The 16,791-nt window shown below is 61.9% G+C and carries 18 protein-coding genes, 1 tRNA gene and 1 pseudogene; 12 read left to right on the top strand and 8 right to left on the bottom strand.

Annotation, left to right across the window (positions count from 1 at the left end; all coding sequences use genetic code 11):
• Positions 1–50: 50 nt before the first annotated feature.
• Complete coding sequence (locus FJ443_RS30180) at positions 51–548, top strand: NUDIX domain-containing protein (RefSeq protein WP_140556147.1); 498 nt, start codon at positions 51–53, stop codon at positions 546–548.
• 1 nt (position 549) lies between these two features.
• Here FJ443_RS30180 and FJ443_RS30175 read toward each other — a convergent pair whose 3' ends face one another.
• Entirely contained in the window at positions 550–1,542 is a 993-nt protein-coding gene (locus tag FJ443_RS30175) for a glutathione S-transferase family protein (protein WP_140666861.1), read from the bottom strand.
• A gap of 287 nt (positions 1,543–1,829) precedes the next feature.
• Between FJ443_RS30175 and FJ443_RS30170 the strand changes: the two genes are divergently transcribed.
• The 5 genes from FJ443_RS30170 (at position 1,830) to FJ443_RS30150 (ending at position 5,476) form a co-directional block, all read left to right on the top strand.
• The gene (locus FJ443_RS30170) at positions 1,830–2,366 is read left to right on the top strand and encodes an N-acetyltransferase (protein ID WP_140496094.1); all 537 of its coding nucleotides are present in this window, start codon (positions 1,830–1,832) and stop codon (positions 2,364–2,366) included.
• A gap of 59 nt (positions 2,367–2,425) precedes the next feature.
• Positions 2,426–3,187: a 3-hydroxyacyl-CoA dehydrogenase gene (locus FJ443_RS30165; RefSeq protein WP_140496095.1), complete on the top strand. Its 762-nt coding sequence runs from the start codon at positions 2,426–2,428 to the stop codon at positions 3,185–3,187.
• A 66-nt stretch (positions 3,188–3,253) separates the two neighbouring features.
• Positions 3,254–4,033 (top strand): HugZ family protein, encoded by a 780-nt coding sequence (locus FJ443_RS30160; protein WP_140666859.1) that lies wholly within the window; start codon positions 3,254–3,256, stop codon positions 4,031–4,033.
• Between the two features lie 156 nt (positions 4,034–4,189).
• The gene (locus FJ443_RS30155; protein WP_140496438.1) at positions 4,190–4,534 is read left to right on the top strand and encodes a metalloregulator ArsR/SmtB family transcription factor; all 345 of its coding nucleotides are present in this window, start codon (positions 4,190–4,192) and stop codon (positions 4,532–4,534) included.
• 138 nt (positions 4,535–4,672) lie between these two features.
• On the top strand, positions 4,673–5,476 hold the full coding sequence (locus FJ443_RS30150; protein WP_140666857.1) for an RNA methyltransferase: 804 nt from the start codon (positions 4,673–4,675) through the stop codon (positions 5,474–5,476).
• Positions 5,477–5,478: 2 nt separating this feature from the next.
• On the opposite strand, the gene FJ443_RS30145 is transcribed toward FJ443_RS30150, so the two are convergent.
• Together FJ443_RS30145 and FJ443_RS30140 are read right to left on the bottom strand one after the other, a co-directional pair.
• Positions 5,479–6,627, bottom strand: coding sequence for a hypothetical protein (locus FJ443_RS30145; protein WP_140666855.1), 1,149 nt, complete (start codon positions 6,625–6,627; stop codon positions 5,479–5,481).
• 186 nt (positions 6,628–6,813) lie between these two features.
• The gene (locus FJ443_RS30140) at positions 6,814–7,350 is read right to left on the bottom strand and encodes an EipA family protein (RefSeq protein ID WP_224518884.1); all 537 of its coding nucleotides are present in this window, start codon (positions 7,348–7,350) and stop codon (positions 6,814–6,816) included.
• A 386-nt stretch (positions 7,351–7,736) separates the two neighbouring features.
• On the opposite strand from FJ443_RS30140, the gene FJ443_RS30135 reads away from it, so the two are divergent.
• Positions 7,737–8,366: a histidine phosphotransferase family protein gene (locus FJ443_RS30135; RefSeq protein WP_140564027.1), complete on the top strand. Its 630-nt coding sequence runs from the start codon at positions 7,737–7,739 to the stop codon at positions 8,364–8,366.
• 242 nt (positions 8,367–8,608) lie between these two features.
• Positions 8,609–8,977: a response regulator gene (locus tag FJ443_RS30130; protein WP_140496100.1), complete on the top strand. Its 369-nt coding sequence runs from the start codon at positions 8,609–8,611 to the stop codon at positions 8,975–8,977.
• Positions 8,978–9,068: 91 nt separating this feature from the next.
• Here the strand turns inward: FJ443_RS30130 and ctrA are convergent, their stop codons facing one another.
• A complete protein-coding gene (ctrA, locus tag FJ443_RS30125) occupies positions 9,069–9,764 on the bottom strand; it encodes a cell cycle two-component system response regulator CtrA (protein WP_006203583.1) in 696 nt (231 codons plus the stop codon).
• A 451-nt stretch (positions 9,765–10,215) separates the two neighbouring features.
• Here ctrA and FJ443_RS30120 point away from each other — a divergent pair, with 451 nt between their 5' ends.
• Positions 10,216–10,593 (top strand): flagellar export protein FliJ, encoded by a 378-nt coding sequence (locus tag FJ443_RS30120; protein WP_140496101.1) that lies wholly within the window; start codon positions 10,216–10,218, stop codon positions 10,591–10,593.
• 61 nt (positions 10,594–10,654) lie between these two features.
• Here the strand turns inward: FJ443_RS30120 and FJ443_RS30115 are convergent, their stop codons facing one another.
• Positions 10,655–11,053, bottom strand: coding sequence for a helix-turn-helix domain-containing protein (locus FJ443_RS30115; RefSeq protein WP_140496102.1), 399 nt, complete (start codon positions 11,051–11,053; stop codon positions 10,655–10,657).
• An 89-nt stretch (positions 11,054–11,142) separates the two neighbouring features.
• Between FJ443_RS30115 and FJ443_RS30110 the strand changes: the two genes are divergently transcribed.
• Positions 11,143–12,069, top strand: a complete 927-nt coding sequence (locus FJ443_RS30110; RefSeq protein ID WP_140518054.1) for an NADP-dependent oxidoreductase — start codon at positions 11,143–11,145, stop codon at positions 12,067–12,069.
• Between the two features lie 66 nt (positions 12,070–12,135).
• Here FJ443_RS30110 and FJ443_RS30105 read toward each other — a convergent pair whose 3' ends face one another.
• Positions 12,136–12,411 (bottom strand): DUF1153 domain-containing protein, encoded by a 276-nt coding sequence (locus FJ443_RS30105; RefSeq protein WP_006203587.1) that lies wholly within the window; start codon positions 12,409–12,411, stop codon positions 12,136–12,138.
• Positions 12,412–12,699: 288 nt separating this feature from the next.
• Here FJ443_RS30105 and mnmA point away from each other — a divergent pair, with 288 nt between their 5' ends.
• The gene (gene mnmA / locus FJ443_RS30100; RefSeq protein ID WP_140666853.1) at positions 12,700–13,890 is read left to right on the top strand and encodes a tRNA 2-thiouridine(34) synthase MnmA; all 1,191 of its coding nucleotides are present in this window, start codon (positions 12,700–12,702) and stop codon (positions 13,888–13,890) included.
• A gap of 37 nt (positions 13,891–13,927) precedes the next feature.
• Here mnmA and FJ443_RS30095 read toward each other — a convergent pair whose 3' ends face one another.
• The gene (locus tag FJ443_RS30095; RefSeq protein WP_140496105.1) at positions 13,928–14,893 is read right to left on the bottom strand and encodes a Gfo/Idh/MocA family oxidoreductase; all 966 of its coding nucleotides are present in this window, start codon (positions 14,891–14,893) and stop codon (positions 13,928–13,930) included.
• A gap of 240 nt (positions 14,894–15,133) precedes the next feature.
• On the opposite strand from FJ443_RS30095, the gene FJ443_RS30090 reads away from it, so the two are divergent.
• A tRNA-Met gene (locus FJ443_RS30090) sits at positions 15,134–15,210 on the top strand.
• Between the two features lie 44 nt (positions 15,211–15,254).
• Here the strand turns inward: FJ443_RS30090 and FJ443_RS30085 are convergent.
• Positions 15,255–16,443, bottom strand: a pseudogene (locus FJ443_RS30085) (IS481 family transposase).
• Positions 16,444–16,791 lie beyond the last annotated feature (348 nt).

Genomic DNA, 16,791 nt, shown 5'->3' with positions numbered 1-16,791 from the left:
TCCTTCATAGGCGACGCGCACGCGGCTTTCCACCCACGGTTTCGCGACTGATGACGACCGATCCCGAGAGCACTTTGCGCCAGACCGGCTGGCCGGGGCTGCGAGCCAGGCTGTTCCATCTCTACTTCGTGCTGCGGCGGCCAATGACGCTTGGCGTGCGCGGGCTCATCCACGAAACGGCCTCCAACTCCCTCTTCCTCATCCGCCACACCTATGTGCCGGGCTGGCAGCTTCCCGGTGGCGGAGTCGAGATCGGCGAGACGATGGCCGAAGCGCTGGCGCGCGAACTGGCGGAAGAGGGCAATATCACGCTGACCGCTCCGCCGGTGCTGCGCTCGATGCATTTCAACCGCCGCGCCAGCCGCCGCGACCATGTCGGCCTGTACCTGATCGAAAAATTCAGCCAGGCGGCCCCGAAACTGCCGGACCGCGAGATCGCCGAGGCCGGTTTCTTTCCGCTCGACCGTTTGCCCCAGGGTACGACCCCGGCAACGCTGCGGCGCATCGCCGAGGTTTTTGGCGGGAAGCCGCCATCACCCTATTGGTAGTTCAGGCAGCCGCCTTGGCGAACCGTGCCCTGTCATGCCCCGCGCCGTAGTCAATTTCCGGCCCCACAGGCACTATACGCGTCGGGTTGATCGTTTCGTGGCTGCCGTAATAGTGCGACTTGATATGATTGAGGTTCACCGTGCCGGCTATGCCAGGCACCTGGTAAAGATCGCGCAGATAGTTCGACAGGTTGGGATAGTCGGCGATGCGGCGCCGATTGCATTTGAAATGGCCGACATAGACCGGGTCGAAGCGCACCAGCGTGGTGAACAGCCGCCAGTCGGCTTCGGTGATCCGCTCGCCGACGAGATAGCGCTGATTCGACAGCCGATGCTCCAGCGTGTCGAGCGCGGCGAACAACTCCCCGAACGCTTGCTCGTAGGCGGCCTGCGTGGTGGCGAAGCCAGCGCGATAGACGCCGTTGTTGATGGCAGGATAGACCAGTGCATTGACCGCGTCGATCTCGCCGCGTAGCGCCTGCGGATAGAAGTCGAGGTTGGCGTCACCCCAAGCGTCGAAAACTGAATTCAGCATCCGGATGATTTCGGAGGATTCGTTGGAGACGATGGTCTCATCCCTTTTATCCCACAGCACCGGCACCGTGACCCGGCCGGAATAGTTAGGGTCGGCCCTGGTGTAGATCTGGTGCAGGAAGTCCAGGCCATAGAGCGTGTCACCTGTGGCTCCGTCCTGCGCCAGGAACGTCCAGCCATCGGCGCCCATGAAATGATGGACGACCGACACGGAGATGATGCCTTCAAGCTTCTTCAGCGCCCGGAAGATCAGCGTTCGGTGCGCCCAGGGACAGGCAAGCGAGACATAGAGGTGATAGCGACCGGGCTCCGCCTTGAAGCCGCGGCCGCGGCCTTCGGCAGGCGCCCCGTCACGAGTGATCCAGTCGCGCCATTGCGACTGCGCCCGCACGAATTTGCCGCCGCTGCCTTTGGTGTCGTACCAGCGGTCCTGCCATTTGCCTTCGACCAGCAATCCCATCGCTTGTCCTTTCCTGTCTAGGACATCATGTAGGGCTCCAAGTCGTTGCATGGAATCGCCGGGCGCTGAACAGATCGTCAAGCACGTCGCGGCGCCCGTTGCTCTCTACCTGCAAAACCGCCGATTGCAGCGGCGGGAAATTGATGCTAGCGGACACTCCGCATGTTCGATTTTGCTTTGATCCGGTTCGACCGACGACGAAAGGGCGCCCACGCTTGATAAAGCGCTGATTGGCGAATGCTGCCGTTTGCAGCAAACCTTTCCTCCTGTACCGGAACGCAAAGACCATGAGCCTTGCCGACGTAGAATACCTGCCGGAAACTCCGGCGCACGACCCTCAGATCGAAGCCATCAATGACGAAGCCTTCGGGCCCGGCCGTTTTGTGCTGGCCGCCTACAAGATCCGCGAGGCCGGCGGGCATGAACGCGCGCTGTCCTTCGTCGCCATGGACGGCGATCTCGTGGTCGCATCAGTTCGCATGACCCGCATCGCCGCAGGCGCCGGACGCGCGCTGATGCTCGGGCCGCTCGCGGTGCGGCCAGCCTTCAAGAATCTCGGCATCGGCCGCCGGCTGGTGGCGATCGCGCTGGAAGCGGCCGCCAAGGCCCGAGCGCCCGCCGTCATGCTGGTCGGCGACGAGCCCTATTATGGACCGCTCGGCTTCAAGCGTATCCCGCGCGGCCAGATATCGATGCCACGCCCCGTCGATCTCGACAGGCTGCTGTCGCACGAGATCATGCCGGGCGCGGTTGCAAGGCTCACGGGCGAGGTCTGCCATGCCGACCAGGCCAGGGTCGCCGAGCACTTTGCCGCGATGGCTTGACCATTCGCGCCGATTGCGCGCCTGATCCACGCCTGACTCTCATGTGAAAGGATGACGCCATGAATCCAAACGGTGAGGTCGCGGTTGTTACCGGCGGCGGCTCCGGCCTTGGCGAGGCGACGGCGCGCGCGCTGGCCGCCAGGGGCGCCCGCGTCGCCATCTTGGATATCGGCGTCGATCGGGCGGCCAAGGTGGCGGCCGAGATCGGCGGCATCGCCGTCCAATGCGATGTCGGCAGCGCCGACAGCGGTGTTGCCGCGCTTGCCGAGGTCGCGGCCAAGCTGGGCGAACCGCGCATCCTGGTCAATTGCGCCGGCATTGCCATCGGCGTGAAGACGATCGGCAAGGATGGTCCCCATCCGCTCGATCAGTACCGCAAGGTGATCGAAGTCAATCTGATCGGCACTTTCAACATGATCCGCCTCGTCGCCGACCGCGCCGCAAAGCTCGACCCGCTGCAGGGCGGCGAGCGCGGCGTCGTCGTCAACACCGCATCCGTCGCCGCCTATGACGGCCAGATCGGCCAGGCCGCCTATTCGGCATCAAAGGGCGGGGTCGTCGGCATGACGCTGCCGGTGGCGCGCGATCTTGCCCGTTCCGGCATCCGGGTCTGCACCATCGCACCCGGCATATTCAGGACGCCGATGATGGCCGGCATGCCGCAGGAGGTGCAGGATTCGCTGGGCGCCGCGGTGCCCTTCCCCTCGCGCCTCGGCGAGCCGTCGGAATATGCGGCCCTTGCCTTGCACATCATCGAGAACCAGATGCTCAACGGCGAGACCATTCGTCTCGATGGCGCCATTCGCATGGCTCCGAAGTAGCACTTGCCAGCCTGGCGCCATCGTCTGATAAGTGGAATAGCCAAATCAACTTAGCAGGGCGAGCATTTGGCCGATCGAACGAAGGACGTGATCCGCGAGACCGACGCCGAGGCGATCCGGCAGGCCAAGACACTCATGCGCCGCGCCCGCTTCGGCGCCTTGGCGGTGTTGGAGCCGCAAACGGGTTCGCCGCTGGCGAGTCGGGTCGGCGTCGCCACCGACATCGACGGCACGCCGCTGATCCTGGTGTCGCAGCTTTCGGCCCATACGCCCGCCATACTTGCGGACCCGCGCTGTTCGCTGCTGCTCGGCGAGCCGGGCAAGGGCGACCCGCTCGCGCATCCCCGGTTGACGCTGATCTGCCGGGCAGCGCGGATCGAGCGCGGATCGGACGCGCATGCACGCGCCGAACGCCGCTATCTCAACCACAATCCGAAGGCCAGCCTCTATGCCGGCCTCGGCGACTTTTCGATCTTTCGTCTCGAACCGCAGCGCGCCAGCCTGAACGGCGGCTTCGGCAAGGCCTACCTGCTTGATCGCACCGATCTCATCACCGACGGGCCGATCGTCGAGGAACTGGCAGCCAGCGAGCAATCCGCGATCGACCACATGAATGCGGACCATCTCGACGCCGTCGCCCTCTACGCGCATCATTTTGCCCGGGCATCCGGCGACGGCTGGGTCATCGTCGGGTTCGATGCCGACGGCATGGATCTGGCCTCTGGCGACGATGCCGGCAGGGTCTTCTTTCCGCAGCCCTTGGTCACAGCGCATGAGTTGAGGCACGTCTTGGTCGACATGGCCAAGAGCGGCCGGGCGGCAACGTCGCCAAATAACCGCACTTAAATTACGTTTGATCAAAAGCAACGCTTGAGATTTGAATGAAATGTTCTACCCTTTGGCTGTGGCGCTGACTCGTTGGCGACCATTCACAACTGAGTTTATGGATTCAGGCACCATTGCCCCCATGGTGCCTCGATGAGCAAAGAGCATGGGGGATCGATGATCTCGACAAAGCTAATCGCCAACGCCGGATCGGCGGCCGAATTTCTGATGCTGATGGGCAATGAAAAACGGCTTTTGATCATGAGTTATCTGATCGACGGTGAAATGTCGGTCGGAGCCATCGCCGAGAAGGTGATGCTCAGCCAGTCCGCCCTGTCGCAGCATTTGGCAAAGTTGCGGGCGCTGGACCTTGTGGACACCCGCCGCGACCGCCAGATGATCTACTATTCCTGCAAATCCGACGCCGTGCGCGAACTGCTTGCCACGCTCGACGGCATTTTCGGCAGCGGCAAGGATGATCTGTCCCAGATGGCACAAAGGCTGCGCCGCGCCGGAACTTGAACGGCTGGTCGCGTAAACGTTTACGCCACCAGCGGCCTTCGGCAATGTGCGTCCATCCTGGGCGCGCAAATACACTTTGACACTGCATCCGCGCATCATGTTCTTGGCAACCGATTCCGATTGTCAGCCGAGGCTCAGATGACCCTTGTCCACATCGACGATCCGCGGGATCCGCGCGTCGCCGCCTATCTCGACATCCGCGAGCGTGACCTCGCCGGTCGACAGGGCCGCTTCATTGCCGAGGGCAAGGTCGTGCTCGACATGCTACTGTCGGCCGCGCGCTTCCGCGCCGAATCGGTGCTGGTTCTGGAGAACCGCTTGGCCGGCCTCGAAGAAATCCTGCACAAGGCGTCTCCTGACCTGCCGGTCTATGTCACCGCCGGAGCTGTGATGGATGCCATTGCCGGGTTTCACATGCATCGCGGCATCCTTGCCATTGGTCGCAAGGAGACGCCCCAGCCGGCCGAGGCCCTGCTGGACGGCTTGCCTGCCCGAGCATTGATCGTGGTGCTCGTCGGCATCGCCAATCATGACAACATGGGCTCGGTTTTCCGCAACGCCGCCGCGTTCGGCGCCAATGCGATCCTTTTGGATGCGACCTGCTGCGATCCGCTCTATCGCAAGGCGATCCGCGTTTCGGTCGGCGCGGCCTTGAAGGTCCCGTTCGCCTCGTTCAGCGACACCGCGCGGTTCGCCGCGACGCTCGACCGGCGTGGCTTTACCCAATTTGCGCTGTCGCCACGCGGGACATCAGACATACGCGATCCAAAGCCGGCCGAACGCTTGGCACTCTACCTCGGGACTGAGGGCCAAGGCCTGCCCGAAAGCTTGCTCGCCCGTCTCAATACTGTTCGGATCAACATGTCGGAAGGCTTCGACAGCCTGAACGTCGCGGCGGCATCCGCCATCGCCCTGCATCATTTCTGCGCCGGCGGTGCCTGAATTCAATCTGCCGCAACCGCCTTCTGTAACGCCCGCACGCGGTCGGCAAGGCTGCGGCCGCCGCTGTTCGGCCGCGCATCCTGCTGCGCCTCCAGCGCCTTGGCGATCGGCGACCCCGGCCCTTCGAGCTTGGCTGTCAAGTTGACGACTTCCGCCGCCAGGTCATTCATCTGTTCGCGCAGCATGGAACTTGCGTGGCGTGTATCGCCCTGCGGGCCGGCGGCCTCGGCGGCGGACAGATCCGCCTTCAGCCGCTTGTTCTCGCGTGCCAGTGCCGTCAGTCTGGCCTCCAGCCGCTCACGGTCGGCGTCGAGCCTGGCGATCGCCTTTTCGACGTCGTCGCGCCTGTCCGCCTGTACCTGCCCGCCGATCAACCGCAAGGCCGAGGCGCCGTCCCCGGCCTTCGCTTTTTCGCGCTGCCGCGCCAGATCTTTCTCGCGGCGTTCGAGCTTCTCCTCTCGGTCGGCAAGCGCGGCGAGCAACCGTTCGACTTTCTTGTCCAGTTCGGCGGTTTTTTTCCTCTCGGCCTTCAGCGCCTCACGCGCGGCCTTGCTTTCGGCCGCGATCTCCTGGTTGCGCCTGTCCGCCTCCTTGCGCTGGCCGCGCAGCAGCGCGATATCGCTGGCGAGCTTCTGCAACTCGGATTCGCGCGCCACAAGTTCGATCTGGCGGCTGCTGGAGGAGAAGCTGGCGTCGTCATACATGCGTTCCAGCTTCTCAAGCTCAAGCGCGCGTTTCTCCAGTTTGCGTTCGGTCTCCTTGAGCCGCTCGGACAACCGGTGCAGTTCATCCTCGCGCTGGTGCAGCGCCGCGTTCTTGGCAGCCAGTTCATCGAGCACCTGGTTCTTGTCCATGCGCTCCATCGCCAGCCCCTTCAGGGCCTCGCGGCCGCGATTGATCTCGATGAGCTGCTCGGTCGACTTCTCGCGCAGCGCCTTGACGTTCATCTCGAGGCGGCGCGTCGCCATGGCGAACTCCGCCCGGATCCGGTCCTTGTCGGCCCCAATTTCGGCTTGCGTCAGCGGGATCGAGGCTTCGATGCGTTTGCGCGTCAGAGCGACCGCCCGCCGCCAGATGGCCGGAGCCACCATCAGCGCCAGAAAGCCGGCGCAGAGAAAGCCGAGAGCAAAGAACAGGACCGACTGAACCAAGTGACTATCCGTTATCGCGCGCCGACATGCAACAATACGAGGATCAAAAGCCGTCGCGACTTTTGACCGTTACTCTGTTGGCATGACGGAAATCAGGCGCTGCGGCAAGGGCTCGCCGCAGCGCATATGGGTCATCGGATCTGGATTCTTATCGAAGCGTATACACATTCCGGTCGTGACCTCGGGTCAGAACGGATTCCACGTCGCCCGTTCGGTAAGCTTCAGGTAGCCGAGATTGACGCCGAGCCGGGCGCCGACGCCGGTGCGGATCGGCACCAGCAGCACATTGTTGTTCTTCAGCACATTGAATCCGACGCCCGCCACCACATAAGCCGAGCCGGCGACGCCGCCATAACGGTTGTAGAGATTGCCGACGTCATCGAGATTATAGACGAGCATCATCACCCGCGATCCCTCGCCGCCGAAATCCCAGCCGAGCGACGGGCCTTGCCAGAACACTTTATGGTCGCCGGCATTCTTGGTGTAGAGTGTGCCTTCGCCATAGGTCAGGCCGCCGATCAGCGCGCCGGATCCCTCCTCGCCAAGCAGATAGCCATTGGGCAAGCCATAGGAAGCAAAAATCTTCTCCACGACTGTGGCAAGGCCGCCCGATGTCGCGCCGAAGAACTTGTGACCGGAATCGACAATCTCCTGAGCGGTGTACTCCTGGGCCCGCAGGGCCGATGTCGAGAAGACGAGAACGCCCATGAGCGTGATCGCCATTGAGAGGACACGGAGAAAACTCCGGCCGTAGAATCGGGAAAACATGCTTCCAATCTCCGTCAGGGAGCACTTTCGCCGACGCCTCGCACCCGTACGGCTCTTTAGGCGGCCGTTAAGGATGGCTGTTAGGGGCAAACTATGCCGTAATCCTTTTTCAACCATTAAACTCGCACATGAAGATGGCGGTTCGAAGGCTGTTGGGGTCGTTCATACAGGCAAGCAGCCTGCGTGAACGCGCCATAGGCCCCAACGGCGATTTTGGGTTTGTTGCTGCACGCACGGGCGCTGTGTATTCAGAAAGCCTGGGAAGAGAGCGTGATTCGTATGGGCAGGCGACGATCGATCGCGCGGCCATGATTTATGGGATTTTGCAGGGATTTTCGCCGATGTCCGATCTTTTCACCCTTTCCGCACCCGATCTGGCGGCACTTTTGTGCAGCCGGGTCTGCCACGACATCATCTCGCCCGTCGGCGCGATCAACAACGGGCTTGAACTGCTCGATGAAGGCGGCGCCGACGAGGACGCCATGAAGCTGATCCGCCAGAGCGCCCGCAACGCCTCGGCGCGCCTGCAGTTCGCCCGCATCGCCTTCGGCGCGGCTGGTTCCGCCGGCATGCTGATCGACACCGGCGATGCCGAAGCCGTCGCTATCGCCTTCCTCAAGAATGAGAAGCCGGAACTCATCTGGAATGGAACCCGTGCACTGTTGCCCAAGAACAAGGTCAAGCTGCTGCTCAACCTGATCCTGGTCGCCAACGCCGCCATTCCACGCGGCGGCAAGCTTTCGGTGACGCTGGAGAATCTCGAGACCGAGCCTCGCTTCGCGCTTTCGGCGAGCGGCCCCATGTTGCGGGTGCCGCCGAAATTCCTCGAACTGCATTCCGGCCACAAGCCGGAAGAACCGATCGACGCGCATTCGGTGCAGCCTTACTATACGCTGCTTCTGGCGCGGGAGGCCAACATGACGATATCGATCCATGCGACCGCGGAAGAGATCGTGCTTTCGGCGGCCTGAGATCCGCGCAAACCAGCAGCAAAGTATTTCAGCGCTGTAATATTGGCTGAACGGACCTGTGGGCGAAAGATGAACTTCGCCTGACAGCGCGGGCCAAAGCATCTGCAAGGAAAAGCTTGCAAATTGGCATCTTTGCAAAAATTTTACCTAATGGCTTTTCGGCTTCTTTACCAGATCGGCCTATGCTGTGCGGCAGATACCCCGACGCGACCGGATTGCCACAAGGCAAAGAGGACCCGGAAATGAAACGCTGCATGTTCGTCGACGATTCTAGCGTCATCAGGAAAGTTGCGAAGCGCATCCTGGGCGGTTCCGACATGATGGTCATCGAAGCCGCCAGCGGGCTTGACGCGCTGGAGATGTGCGCCGCCGATATGCCTGATATCATCGTCGTCGACGGTGCACTGCCGGATGTACAGGCGGTCGACCTGATCCGGCGCGTGCGCGCCATGGAAAGCCCGACCAAGCCACAGATCCTGATCTCGCTGGTCGAACTGGACATCGCCTCGATCATGCGAGCCAAACGCGCCGGCGCCCAAGGCTATCTGTTGAAGCCGTTCAACCGCCCGCAGCTACTCGAGCGCTTTCGCACACTGAAGATCGCTGCCTGATCCGTCGGATCGCGGTTACCACCGGTCTATGACGCAAAAAACCCGGCTAAGGCCGGGTTTTTGTTTGGAATTTCGATCGGGCGGCCGTCGCTCAGGCGCTGACGCGGATGTCTTCCGGTTCGCGCAGCACATAGCCGCGGCCCCAGACCGTCTCGATGTAATTCTGGCCGCCGGACGCCGCATCGAGCTTCTTGCGCAGCTTGCAGATGAAGACGTCGATGATCTTCAGTTCCGGCTCGTCCATGCCGCCATAGAGGTGGTTGAGGAACATTTCCTTGGTGAGCGTGGTGCCCTTGCGCAGCGAGAGCAGCTCCAGCATCTGGTATTCCTTGCCGGTAAGGTGCACGCGCTGGCCGCCGACTTCGACGGTCTTGGCATCGAGATTGACCACCAGGTCGCCGGTGGTGATGACCGATTGGGCATGTCCCTTCGAACGGCGCACGATGGCATGGATGCGCGCCACCAGCTCGTCCTTGTGGAAAGGCTTGGTCATGTAATCGTCTGCGCCGAAGCCGAGGCCGCGCACCTTGTCCTCGATGCCGGCCATGCCGGAAAGGATGAGGATCGGCGTCTTCACCTTGGAGAGACGAAGCGTTCTCAAGACCTCATAGCCGGACATATCGGGTAGGTTGAGGTCGAGAAGGATGATGTCGTAGTCGTAGAGCTTGCCCAGATCGACACCCTCTTCGCCGAGGTCGGTCGTATAGACGTTGAAGCTTTCCGATTTCAGCATCAGCTCGATGCTTTGTGCGGTTGCACTGTCATCTTCTATCAGCAGAACACGCATTTCATTCCCCTTTTCTGCTGCCGGACCATCTTGCGACCCAACCGGGACCGGAGCAGTGATTGCCTGGTGCAGAGGCTGCCATGGAATGGTTAACAAAACCTAATTCCGCGTCGATGACGGTACCAGATTTTTTAACCACTTTCTACACCCTCTTGAATTTAATACCGAATCACAGGACCAAACCGCTAATGCAATACATTAAAAACCTGGACTAAGTGACTCCAGGGACTCATCGACATCGCTTCCATGTCGCCAGCCGGATTTTTACCCGGCCTTAAGTCCTGACCCGTATGATTAACAATGCCCGTAAACGAATGGTTACCGTCGGCAAAAAACTTTAGGGTTTTGTTTCCCATAGTGCGGGGAAAGCCGGTGGACACGGGCAGCGCTTGGGCCTTTCCAAGTGGTTTGGACGATATGTGCAGGTGTGCGTTTCCGGGAGTACCGAATCATGAAGTCACGTGAAAACCTCGTTCGGCTGAAACAGTTTCAGGTGAATGAGAAGCGGCGGCAGCTGCTGCAGCTCGACATGATGATCGCCGAATTCGAACGCATGGCCGCCGAGCTGGAGCTTCAGATCAGCGCCGAGGAAAAGAAGGCCGGTATCACCGACATCAATCATTTCGCCTATCCGACCTTCGCCAAGGCGGCCCGTTTGCGCCGCGACAACCTCAGAAATTCGCAAGGCGACCTCGCCCAGCAGCGAAGCGCCGCCGAATCATTACTCGGCGAAGCTGAAGCGGAGCTTTCCAAGGCGGAAATGCTCGAATCGCGCGACACCAAGATTCGCGAGGCCGAAACTGGCGGTCGTAGCGCGATGATCGGCTGAACCGCCCGATATCCGCGTCTTTGAGCACGTCCAAGCGGGCGCGCAACGCATTGGGCGAGCGCTAAACGGCCCACTCCCCTTCATTCACGGCCGCAGCTCGCGCCCGGGCCTCCTTGATGTCGGGAACGTGTTGTTCCGACCAGGATCTGATCTGGTTGAGCAATCCCGCCAGATTCTGGCCAAGTTCGGTCAATTCATATTCGACCCGAGGCGGGACGACCGCGAACACCTCGCGCCGCACCAGGCCGTCGCGCTCGAGCACGCGCAACGTCTGCGTCAGCATCTTCGGCGTAATGCCTTCGAGCTTGCGGGCAAGCTCGCCATTGCGCTGCCGGCCTTGGCGCAGCGCACAAACAACCAGGTAAACCCACTTGCTGGCCAGCGTCTCCAGCACCGTGTGCGAGGGACAGGTCCGCCGGAATGCATCATAGCCGTAGGGGGAGTCGAGATCACTATCCATACGGTGCCTATATATCAAAAAGGTATATACTGGACAAGAGACTATTACTCTCCAAATGATAGTGGGACCGATCAATCAGGAGAAATCTTATGCGTGCCATTATCCAGAATTCCGTCGGCGGACCCGATGTCCTTGTCATCGCCGAGCGCCCGGCGCCCTCGCCCAACGCCGGCGAAGTGCTGGTCCGCATCAAGGCGGCCGGGATCAATCCGGTCGATGGCGCCGTGCGCGCCGGCTATTACCCGCTGCTCGGCGAACCACCCTTCATCCTCGGCTGGGACCTTTCGGGAACCGTCGAGGCGCTGGGGCCTGGTGTCAGCGGCCTGAATCCAGGTGACGCGGTGTTCGGCATGCCGCGCTTCCCAAAGCAGGCGGCAGCCTATGCCGAACTGGCCGCGGTGCCCGCCGATGAAATCGCGCGCAAGCCCGCGCACGCCGATTACGTCCAGGCAGGCGCATTGCCGCTGGCCGGCCTCACCGCCTGGCAAGGCCTCGTGCGTCATGGCGCGATAAAAGCCGGCCAGCGCGTGCTGGTCCACGCCGGGGCCGGCGGCGTCGGCCATCTGGCGGTGCAGGTCGCCAAGGCGGGCGGCGCCTGGGTTGCCGCCACCGCCAGCACGGAAAAATTGGATTTCGTCCACAAGCTCGGCGCCGACGAGGTCATCGACTACACCAAGGATGATTTTACCGACAAGGCGAAGGACATCGACCTGGTGCTCGAGACGGTGGGCGGCGAGCACGCCCATCAATCGTTGAAGGTGCTCAGGGACGGCGGCGTGCTGGTGTCACTGCTCGACATCAGCGACAAGACCAGGGCGGATGCCAAGGCGCGAAGCATCCGCGTCGAACGCATGTCCGTTGTTCCCGACCGCGAAGGCCTGCTGGAACTTGGCAGGCTCGTCGATGCGGGAAAGCTTACCGTGCATGTGGCAAAGACCTTCCCGCTAGAACAGGCCGGCGCCGCGCACGCTTTCCTCGCCAGCAAGCCGGTCGGCAAGGTGGTGCTGACGGTCTGAAACGCGCAAATGCTGTCAAGAAACCAAAAGGGCGCGAACTTCGCGCCCTTTGCAGATTCTTGAGTGTCAGTGCCGGTATTGCTGGATGCGCGTCGTGCGCAGCCCGGCCAGGCCGTATTCGTCGATCGAGGCCTGCCAGGACAGGAACTCCTCGGTGGTCAGCTTGTAGCGCTGGCATGCCTCCTCGAGGCTCAAAAGCCCGCCGCGCACCGCTGCAACCACTTCTGCCTTGCGCCGGATAACCCAGCGACGTGTATTCGTCGGCGGCAGATCGGCAATTGTGAGAGGGCTGCCGTCAGGCCCGATAACATATTTGACTCGCGGTCTAACCAGATCGGTCATCGTACTCTCTACAAAAAACTCAAAGACCCAATCCCCACCACGTTACCGCCACAGCTTTAAAAATTGCCTAAGCAGACCCTAACAGCTAGGTAATGATCATGAACGCCGCGTTAGTCTTTTCGCAAACATTTGAAATATCTGCCGGGAAGTTCCGGATTCGCTCGAAAAATCTGCGCGGTCACCGGGCCGGCAGTTGCCCGCCGATCGGTCCCGCAAGCTGGCGCAGCCGCCAAGCTTGACCTATATTCGCGTCATTGGCATGCAAGCGCCGCGCAGAACGAAAGAACCATGAACAGCCTCGATCTCCCCGGACGTCCCGAAAACACCCGTATCGTCGTCGCCATGTCGGGCGGCGTTGATTCGTCCGTTGTCGCGGGTCTCTTGAAGCGCGAAGGCTATGATGTCGTCGGCGTCACCTTGCAGCTTTACGATCATGGCGCCGCGACGCACCGGGCCGGGTCCTGCTGTGCCGGGCAGGATATCGATGACGCCCGCCGCGTTTCCGAGACGCTCGGCATTCCGCATTATGTGCTCGACTACGAAGAGCGCTTCCGCAAGGCGGTCATCGATCCCTTCGCTGAGAGCTATGTCGCCGGCGAGACGCCGATCCCTTGCGTTTCCTGCAACCAGACGGTGAAGTTCGCTGATCTGCTGGCCACCGCCAAGGATCTCGGCGCCGACGCGCTGGCCACGGGCCACTACATTCGCTCCGGCGCCAATGGCGCCCATCGCGCGCTCTATAGGCCGGTCGACGCCGATCGCGACCAGAGCTATTTCCTCTTCGCCACCACGCAGGCGCAGATCGATTATCTGCGCTTTCCGCTCGGCGGCCTGCCGAAGCCGCAGGTTCGCGCCATTGCCGAGGAGATGGGCCTGACGGTAGCCGCCAAGCAGGACAGCCAGGACATCTGCTTCGTGCCCCAGGGCAAATATTCCGACATCATTGCCAAGCTGAAGCCGACGGCCGCCAATCCGGGTGACATCGTCCATATCGACGGCCGGGTGCTCGGCCGCCATGAAGGCATTCTGCGCTACACCATCGGCCAGCGCCGCGGCATCGGCGTGGCCTCCGGCGAGCCGCTCTATGTCGTCCATCTCGACGCCGAGCGCGCCCGTGTCGTGGTCGGGCCGCGCGAGGCGCTGGAGACGCACAAGATCTACCTGCGCAACATGAACTGGCTTGGTGACGGCGCGCTGGCCGACATGCCCGCGGGCGGGCTGGAACTGTTCGCCAAGGTTCGCTCGACCAGGCCGCCACGCCCGGCGATGCTGCGTCACGAGGCGGGCGTCACATCGGTCGAATTGGCCGATGGCGAGTCCGGTATCGCGCCTGGACAGGCTTGCGTGCTCTATTCCGACGACGGCAACGAGGCCCGCGTGTTCGGCGGCGGCTTCATCGAACGCTCCGAGCGCGGCGTCGAGGCCGAGGCGATGTTGAGCCGACTTGCCGCGTCACCGGCGCAGGTTCCCGCCGAGTAGGCAACGATCTCTCCACCGCGACGCGGCCCGATCTTCTTCAGGGATTGGATTTGGTGTGCGTGACCGTACCCGCGGTCAGGATGCGCAGCACCCGGATTGCCTCCTCGCCGCTGGTGCGCGGTTCGGCCCGCGTTTCGATGCAATGGATGAAGTGCTCGAGTTCGCGCGTCAGCGGCATGCCTTGGCCAACCGCGACATAGGAGGGCTCATTGGTGGTGAACGCCCATTGGCCGCTGTCCTGCCAGACCGCGTGGCGATAGACGGCGAGCTTGCGCTCCCATGGTTCGACATCGTCGAAGACAGCCATCGCCTTGGTGCCGACCACGGTCAGCCGCCGTTCGCGGTAAGGGTTCAGCCGCGAGGCGAAGAGATGGCTGCGCAAACCGTTGGGAAAGCGCATGTGCAGATGCGCGAAGTCGCTGAGATTGTCGAGCAGCGCCGCCCCTTCGCCGCGCACCTCGATCGGTTCGGTGCCGGTGATGGCCAGGATCATCGACAGGTCATGCGGCGCCAGGTCCCATAGCGCATCGTTCTCGGTGTGGAATTTGCCGAGGCCGAGCCGGTGCGAATGGATGTAGCGGACCTCGCCGAGCTCGCCCTTGTCGATGAGCGCCTTCAGCGTCTCGAACGCGGGATGGAAGCGCAAGACGTGGCCGACCATGAAGACGCGGCCCTTGTCCTTCGCCGCCTGCACCGAGCGCTCGGCATCGGCAACCGTCAACGCGATCGGCTTCTCCACCAGCACGTCCTTGCCGCTTTCGGTGGCGCGCACCGCCATCTCGGCATGAAATTGCGGCGGCAGCGCCATGACGATGGCGTCGATGTCATTGCGGACGAACAACTGGTCCGGTTCGATCGCGAGGCAGTCCTGTTCGCTGGCAAAGCCTTCGGCGCGGGCACGGTTGGCGTCGGAGACCGCGTGCAGCGCGCCGAGCGCCTTGAGGGTGCGGATGTGGTTGGAGCCCCAGTATCCGCAACCGAGGACTGCAATGCGCGGCTTCATCTGTTCTCAAACTCTAAAAACTCGTGGCCGAGACATAGCGACGTGCCTCTTCGAACTCAACCCCGGCGGCTGCAACCAATTATCGGCGCGGCAAAGCTTTTCGGCAGCGAGAATAAGCGCCCCTGCCGAGCGGTTCGAAGCTTGACAGGCTCACCCTCCCAACCTTATATCCGCGCGACCTTGGCGAATGCCTCGAAATGCCTTGCGATTTAAGGCGGATTTCGGGCCTTTCGCCGCCCTGGCGGGGTAGCTCAGTTGGTTAGAGCACGGGAATCATAATCCTGGGGTCGGGGGTTCAAGTCCCTCTCCCGCTACCACTTTAAACCTTGTACGGCCCGGAGACATGGGTAACAGAATGTACCTAAGACATGGGTGAAAACCTCGTGCCGAACGGGTTGTGGATGGTCTGCAAGGTCCTCTGTTCCAGGTCGATATACCCCAGATCATAGTGCATGAAGGAGACGAGCCAAATGCCGTCGTCGACTTCGGTGATTCCGAGCCTCTGGCCGGCGAGCACGGTGGAGATGTTGATTTTCTTCCTGTGCATGCAGATGCGGCCGCAGGCGGTGACGAGGATGTCCTTGTCATGGAAGGGATATTCCAGCCCGGGGAGGCCTTGATAGGCTCTTGAAGAACCTCTGTAGAGCTCGGCTGGCACTTTCATGCCGATGGCCTCGTGGGGCCTCTCGTCATTGAATTCGCTCACGAAAGCATCGAACCTGGCCTGCTGCTGGAGGGCGTTCATGCCCGGCGGCCGGGTCGTTTCGGCCTTGAGCGTGCGGTGCATGCGCTCGTGGCGGCCGTTCTCGTGCGGGTTGCCGGGTCTGATGCGCTCGACGCCGATGCCGAGCCTCAGCCAGAACACCGACAGCCTGGAGAGATTGTAGAGGCCGTTGGGGCTTGCGAAGGGAAGGCCATTGTCGCTTCTAATTGCTTCCGGCAGGCCACGTTCCTTGAAGAGCCGGACGAAAGCCTCGATGACTGGAACCTCCTTTGTCGCTTCAAGCGCCTCGCAGGCCAGCAGATAGCGTGAAGCCTGGTCGGTGACGGTCAGGGGGTAACAGTAGCGGCCGTTGCCGAGCTTGAACTCGCCCTTGAAATCGGCGCACCAGAGATCGTTGGGCCGCATCGCCTGTGACAGTTGCGTGCCCGCGGCCTTGTTCGCCCGGTTCCTCTTGCGGGCCTGGTTCACAAGGCCGTGGCGGTCGAGCACGGCATGAACTGTGCTCTTGGCCGGAATACGCACGTCGCCGGCCAGTTTCCTGATCAGCAACTCCCTGATCTTCCTGGCGCCCCAGTGCGGCTTCTCTTGCTTGCTCTCCACGATCATCCGCTCGATCTGGGGCGGCAGTTGGTTGGCATAGCGCACCGGCCGCCGAGAGCGGTCCGTCAGGGCCTCAAGACCCTCATCCTTGTAGCGATTGAAGATCTTATAGCCCGTCTTGCGCGAGATGCCGAACTCCCGGCACACATCACTCATGCCTTCTCCGTCGAGAAGGCGAGCTACAGAACGAAGACGTTCCTCCATCACCGAACACTCTCCACGGCATCAACACCTCCGGCCAAAAGCCAAAAGTGTTACCCATGTGTCCGGTACAAAACGTCACCTATGTCTCGGGTCGCTCACCTACTATCGTGTGCAACGGCCGCACTGTAGCGGCCGCCAGAGGGGGCGGGCTTTCCAGTGTACCGCGCAATAGGGAACGCTGCTCCGCCAATAAGGGCGGCGAGCTTGCCCTTGACCTCGATTTCGAAGCCTTTGCGTGCAGGTTTCGGGTGTACCGTAACGCTGTGAATAAGCTCCCGAAAGTTTTGGATGAGGATCGTGTCCCGGGGAGTGGTGTAGCTGACGGCATTGGTCGCCGTGCTCTCCGGCATGGGCCGGGCTGATCAGCGCG

It is taken from the genome of Mesorhizobium sp. B2-6-1 (assembly GCF_006440475.1).
Classification (GTDB): domain Bacteria; phylum Pseudomonadota; class Alphaproteobacteria; order Rhizobiales; family Rhizobiaceae; genus Mesorhizobium.
This window is presented reverse-complemented; position numbering and strand designations above follow the sequence as displayed.